Raw genomic sequence first — 5,887 nt, forward strand, 5'->3', positions numbered from 1 at the left:
GGCCTGTGAAGGGCCGGGGGAGCCGGAGAGGGACCGCAGGGGCGGCGCCGGCCACGCCCCAGGGAACGCCGAAGGGCCCGCACGACGTGATGTCGTGCGGGCCCTCCTTGAGCCACAAGAGCTCAGGTCATCGAGTGACCGTCAGGCAAGGGAACTTACTTGACGATCTTGGTGACCTGGCCGGCGCCCACGGTACGACCACCCTCACGGATGGCGAACTTCAGGCCCTCCTCCATGGCGATGGGCTGGATGAGGTCCACCTTCATCTCGGTGTTGTCACCCGGCATGACCATCTCGGTGCCCTCGGGGAGGGTCACGACGCCGGTCACGTCCGTCGTACGGAAGTAGAACTGCGGGCGGTAGTTGTTGAAGAACGGGGTGTGGCGACCACCCTCGTCCTTGCCGAGGATGTAGGCCTGGGCCTCGAACTCGGTGTGCGGGGTGACCGAACCCGGCTTGATGATGACCTGGCCGCGCTCGACGTCCTCGCGCTTGATGCCACGGAGGAGCAGACCGACGTTCTCACCGGCCTGGCCCTCGTCGAGCAGCTTGCGGAACATCTCGATACCGGTGACCGTGGTGGTGGTCTTCTCGGTCTTGATGCCGATGATGTCGACGGTCTCGTTGACCTTCAGGACACCACGCTCGATACGGCCGGTGACGACCGTACCGCGACCGGTGATCGTGAAGACGTCCTCGATCGGCATGAGGAACGGCTTGTCGACGTCGCGCTCCGGCTGCGGGATCGCGGTGTCGACTGCCTTCATGAGCTCGAGAACCGAGTCGGCCCACTTCTGGTCGCCCTCGAGCGCCTTCAGAGCGGAGACCTTGACGACCGGAACGTCGTCGCCCGGGAACTCGTACTCGGTGAGGAGCTCACGGACCTCGAGCTCGACGAGCTCCAGGATCTCCTCGTCGTCCACCATGTCGGCCTTGTTCAGGGCGACGACGATGTACGGAACGCCGACCTGGCGGGCCAGGAGCACGTGCTCCTTGGTCTGCGGCATCGGGCCGTCGGTCGCGGCGACCACCAGGATCGCGCCGTCCATCTGGGCGGCACCGGTGATCATGTTCTTGATGTAGTCCGCGTGACCCGGGCAGTCGACGTGGGCGTAGTGCCGGTCTTCCGTCTGGTACTCGACGTGCGCGATGGAGATGGTGATACCGCGCTGGCGCTCCTCAGGAGCCTTGTCGATGTTGTCGAACGCGGTGGCCTCGTTCAGGTCCGGGTACGCGTCGTGCAGCACCTTGGTAATGGCGGCCGTGAGGGTCGTCTTACCGTGGTCGATGTGACCGATGGTGCCGATGTTGACGTGCGGCTTAGTCCGCTCGAACTTCGCCTTCGCCACTGGGGTCCTCCTGGGAGTGGTTCTGAACGCCTTGCTTCATCGGCGCCAGGTGATCTTTGCTGGAATGCCCGGCCCCTCGGGGCACCCCGGCACGTTCCTCTCGGTTCGCGCCGGAATGCCCCTGGAGGCACGGAGTCAAGCCTAAAGCGTGGAACTCGGTGGAGTTACTCGCCCTTGGCCTTCGCGATGATCTCCTCGGCGACGTTCCGCGGAACCTCGGCGTAGGAGTCGAACTGCATCGAGTAGCTCGCGCGACCCGACGTCTTGCTGCGGAGGTCGCCGACGTAGCCGAACATCTCCGACAGCGGCACCAGGCCCTTCACGACGCGGGCGCCGGCGCGCTCCTCCATGGCCTGAATCTGACCACGGCGGGAGTTGATGTCGCCGATGACCTCGCCCATGTAGTCCTCGGGCGTGGTGACCTCGACGGCCATCATCGGCTCGAGCAGCACGGGGCTGGCCTTGCGCGCGGCCTCCTTGAAGGCCTGCGAACCCGCGATCTTGAACGCGAGCTCGGAGGAGTCGACCTCGTGGTAGCCACCGTCGATGAGGATGACACGCACGCCGGTCATCTCGTAACCGGCGAGGATGCCGAACTGCATGGCCTCCTGCGCACCGGCGTCCACCGAAGGGATGTACTCCTTCGGGATGCGGCCACCGGTGACCTTGTTCACGAACTCGTACGACGCCTCGCCGCCCTCGATGGGCTCGATCGCGATCTGCACCTTGGCGAACTGACCGGTACCACCGGTCTGCTTCTTGTGGGTGTAGTCCACGCGCTCGACGGCCTTGCGGATCGTCTCACGGTACGCGACCTGCGGCTTGCCGACGTTGGCCTCGACCTTGAACTCACGGCGCATACGGTCGACCAGCACCTCGAGGTGCAGCTCGCCCATACCACCGATGATGGTCTGGCCGGTCTCCTCGTCCGAGTGAACCTGGAAGGAGGGGTCCTCCTCCGCGAGACGCTGGATGGCGACACCCAGCTTCTCCTGGTCACCCTTGGACTTGGGCTCGATGGCGACCTGGATCACCGGCGCCGGGAAGTCCATGGACTCCAGGATGACCGGGGCCTTGTCGTCCGACAGCGTCTCGCCCGTCGTGGTCTGCTTGAGACCCATGACGGCGATGATGTCGCCGGCGCCCACCGAGTCGATCTCCTCACGCTTGTTCGCGTGCATGCGGTAGATCTTGCCGATGCGCTCCTTCTTGCCCTTCACGGAGTTCAGCACCGAAGAGCCGGACTCCAGGCGGCCCGAGTACACCCGGACGAAGGTGAGCTTGCCGAGGTGCGGGTCGCTCATGATCTTGAAGGCGAGGGCCGCGAGCGGCTCGTCGTCGGACGGCTTCCGCTTGACGACGGTCTCGGCGTCCTTCGGGTCCGTGCCCTCGATCGCCTCGATGTCGACCGGCGACGGCAGGTAGCGCACGACGGCGTCGAGCAGGGGCTGAACGCCCTTGTTCTTGAACGCGGTGCCGCAGAACACGGGGGTGACGGTGGTGCCGCCGCCCTTGCCGGACGCGATGGTGATACGACGGATCGCCGCGTAGAGCTGCTCCTCGGTGGGCTCGGTGCCCTCGAGGTACATCTCCATCAGCTCTTCGTCGTTCTCCGCGACGTCCTCGACCAGCTTGGCGCGGTACTCCTCGGCCTGCTCCTGCAGGTCGGCCGGGATGTCGACGATGTCGTACATCTCGCCCTTGGTGGCCTCGGGCGAGTAGACCAGGGCCTTCATGCGGACCAGGTCGACGACGCCGACGAAGTCGGCCTCGGCGCCGATCGGCAGCTGCATCACGATCGGCTGGGCGCCCAGGCGGTTGACGATCATGTCAACGCAGCGGAAGAAGTCCGCGCCGGTACGGTCCAGCTTGTTCACGAAGCAGATGCGCGGAACGCCGTAACGGTCGGCCTGACGCCACACCGTCTCGGACTGGGGCTCCACGCCGGCGACGCCGTCGAACACCGTCACGGCACCGTCGAGCACGCGCAGGGAGCGCTCCACCTCGACGGTGAAGTCGACGTGACCCGGGGTGTCGATGATGTTGATGGTGTGGTCGACGTCTTCCAGCGGCCAGTGACAGGTGGTGGCAGCAGAGGTGATCGTGATGCCACGCTCCTGCTCCTGCTCCATCCAGTCCATGGTCGCGGCGCCGTCGTGGACCTCACCGATCTTGTAGCTGACGCCGGTGTAGAAGAGGATCCGCTCGGTGGTGGTCGTCTTGCCCGCGTCGATATGGGCCATGATCCCGATGTTGCGGACCTTGGCCAGGTCAAGCGAAGTGGTAGCCATAAGGCTTCAGTCTTCTCTCGGTCTCGATGGGGTCTGCGACTACCAGCGGTAGTGCGCGAAGGCCTTGTTGGACTCGGCCATCTTGTGCGTGTCCTCGCGCTTCTTGACGGCCGCACCGAGGCCGTTCGAGGCGTCGAGAAGCTCGTTGAGCAGACGCTCGGTCATCGTCTTCTCGCGACGGGCGCGGGAGTAACCGACCAGCCAGCGCAGGGCCAGCGTGTTGGCGCGACCGGGCTTGACCTCGATCGGCACCTGGTAGGTCGCGCCACCGACACGGCGGGACTTGACCTCGAGGGTCGGCTTGATGTTCTCGAGAGCGCGCTTCAGCGTGATGACCGGGTCGTTGCCGGTCTTCTCGCGAAGGCCCTCCATGGCGCCGTAGACGATGCGCTCGGCGGTGGAGCGCTTGCCGTTCAGCAGCACCTTGTTGATCAGGGAGGTCACCAGAGGAGAACCGTAGACCGGGTCGATGATGACCGGGCGCTTCGGGGCGGGGCCCTTACGAGGCATTCTTACTTCTCCTTCTTGGCGCCGTAGCGGCTGCGGGCCTGCTTGCGGTTCTTGACACCCTGGGTGTCGAGGGAACCGCGGATGATCTTGTAACGAACACCGGGCAGGTCCTTCACACGGCCGCCGCGCACGAGCACGATCGAGTGCTCCTGCAGGTTGTGTCCCTCACCCGGAATGTAAGCAGTGACCTCGATACCGCTGGTCAGACGCACACGCGCGACCTTACGCAGGGCCGAGTTCGGCTTCTTCGGGGTGGTCGTGAACACACGCGTGCAGACGCCACGGCGCTGAGGGGAACCCTCGAGTGCGGGCGTCTTGTTCTTCTCGACCTTGTCCTGCCGGCCCTTCCGGACCAGCTGCTGGATCGTAGGCACTACTTCTCCGGTTTCTGTGTGCCGAATGGTGAAGCTAACCTGGAACATCGCCGACCCACGCGGTCGGGTGTGTCGAATCCCGCGGACCTACGCCGTCAGGCGGAGAACTGCACGGATCACGGTGGCCGATGCGGACTCCCCTTGCGGTGGAAAGGCACGCAAGGAGGCCAGGGCACACCCCAGGCACAAGGTCTGAGCGTACCTACCGCATACGCCGTGGTCAAAACAAATGCCCCGGGGCTGGCCAGGGCCCCGCCGCGGCGTCGCCCCCGCCGGTCCGGCGCGGTCCGGCGGGCCCCCGTCCGCCGCCCCGCGCGCGCCCGGCGGACGGAGCGGAGGCCACCCCTGCGAGGGGCGGCGGGAACGCACGATCGAACACCGGCGCAACTGTTGATGCGCACGGCAGAGGGAATGAGAGGCGCAGGGAAACCCCCGCAAGGACACGAGCGAAGGGAACCGCACCATGGCCTCACCTCTGACCGCCGACGCCCTCGTCAGAGCACTACGGAACGAAGGCGTGAAGGTGGTCGAGCACTCCGGCTGGCGCACCAACAACCGGAACGCGAAGGGAGCATGGGGCCCGGTCAACGGCGTGATGATCCACCACACGGTGACCTCCGGCACCGACGCGACCGTCCGCCTGTGCTTCGAAGGCCGCTCCGACCTTCCCGGCCCCCTCTGCCACGGCGTGATCGCCAAGGACGGCACCGTCCACCTGGTCGGCAACGGCCGCGCCAACCACGCCGGACTGGGCGACGACGACGTGCTGCGCGCCGTGGTGGCCGAGTCGGCGGCGCTGCCGGCGCCCAACGAGAACAACACCGACGGCAACGCCCGCTTCTACGGCTTCGAATGCGTCAACCTCGGCGACGGCAAGGATCCCTGGCCCGCCGCCCAACTGGAGGCGATAGAGGCGGCCTCGGCGGCGATCTGCCGCGCCCACCGGTGGAGCGCGCGTTCGGTGATCGGGCACAAGGAGTGGACCAACACCAAGATCGACCCCCGCGGCTTCTCGATGGCCGGCATGCGGGAGCGCATCGCCTCCCGGCTCGGCCAGGCCGCCCCGACCCCGCCCCCGCAGCCCGTGGTGGACCTCTCGCGGCTCGTGACGGCCGCACGGACCGACCCGGGCGCCTCGGGCACGCCCGTCACCTACGAGGGCGTGAAAACCGTGGAGCGGGCCCTGGTGGCCGAGGGGCTGCTCGCCGCGGCGTACGCGGACGGCCACTACGGCACGCAGACCGTGACCGCCTACGCCGCCTGGCAGCGGCGCTGCGGGTACTCGGGCGCCGACGCGGACGGCATCCCGGGCATGTCCACGCTGAGCCGGCTGGGCGCGGAGCACGGGTTCACCGTCCAGGCG

General features: G+C 66.8%; 5 protein-coding genes. 1 reads left to right on the top strand and 4 read right to left on the bottom strand.

What is annotated here, in order from left to right; all coding sequences use genetic code 11:
* Positions 1-155 precede the first annotated feature (155 nt).
* The 4 genes from tuf to rpsL form a co-directional block, all read right to left on the bottom strand.
* Complete coding sequence (gene tuf / locus ACOV8S_RS17410) at positions 156-1,349, bottom strand: elongation factor Tu (RefSeq protein ID WP_351110722.1); 1,194 nt, start codon at positions 1,347-1,349, stop codon at positions 156-158.
* A 164-nt stretch (positions 1,350-1,513) separates the two neighbouring features.
* Positions 1,514-3,640: an elongation factor G gene (gene fusA / locus ACOV8S_RS17415; protein WP_448318684.1), complete on the bottom strand. Its 2,127-nt coding sequence runs from the start codon at positions 3,638-3,640 to the stop codon at positions 1,514-1,516.
* A 39-nt stretch (positions 3,641-3,679) separates the two neighbouring features.
* A complete protein-coding gene (gene rpsG / locus ACOV8S_RS17420) occupies positions 3,680-4,150 on the bottom strand; it encodes a 30S ribosomal protein S7 (protein WP_003974303.1) in 471 nt (156 codons plus the stop codon).
* A gap of 2 nt (positions 4,151-4,152) precedes the next feature.
* Positions 4,153-4,524 (bottom strand): 30S ribosomal protein S12, encoded by a 372-nt coding sequence (gene rpsL / locus ACOV8S_RS17425; RefSeq protein ID WP_003948652.1) that lies wholly within the window; start codon positions 4,522-4,524, stop codon positions 4,153-4,155.
* Between the two features lie 463 nt (positions 4,525-4,987).
* On the opposite strand from rpsL, the gene ACOV8S_RS17430 reads away from it, so the two are divergent.
* Positions 4,988-5,887, top strand: a 900-nt coding sequence (locus tag ACOV8S_RS17430) for an N-acetylmuramoyl-L-alanine amidase (protein ID WP_448318685.1), incomplete at its 3' end; no start/stop codon positions are given.

It is taken from the genome of Streptomyces sp. CO7, from assembly GCF_053474865.1.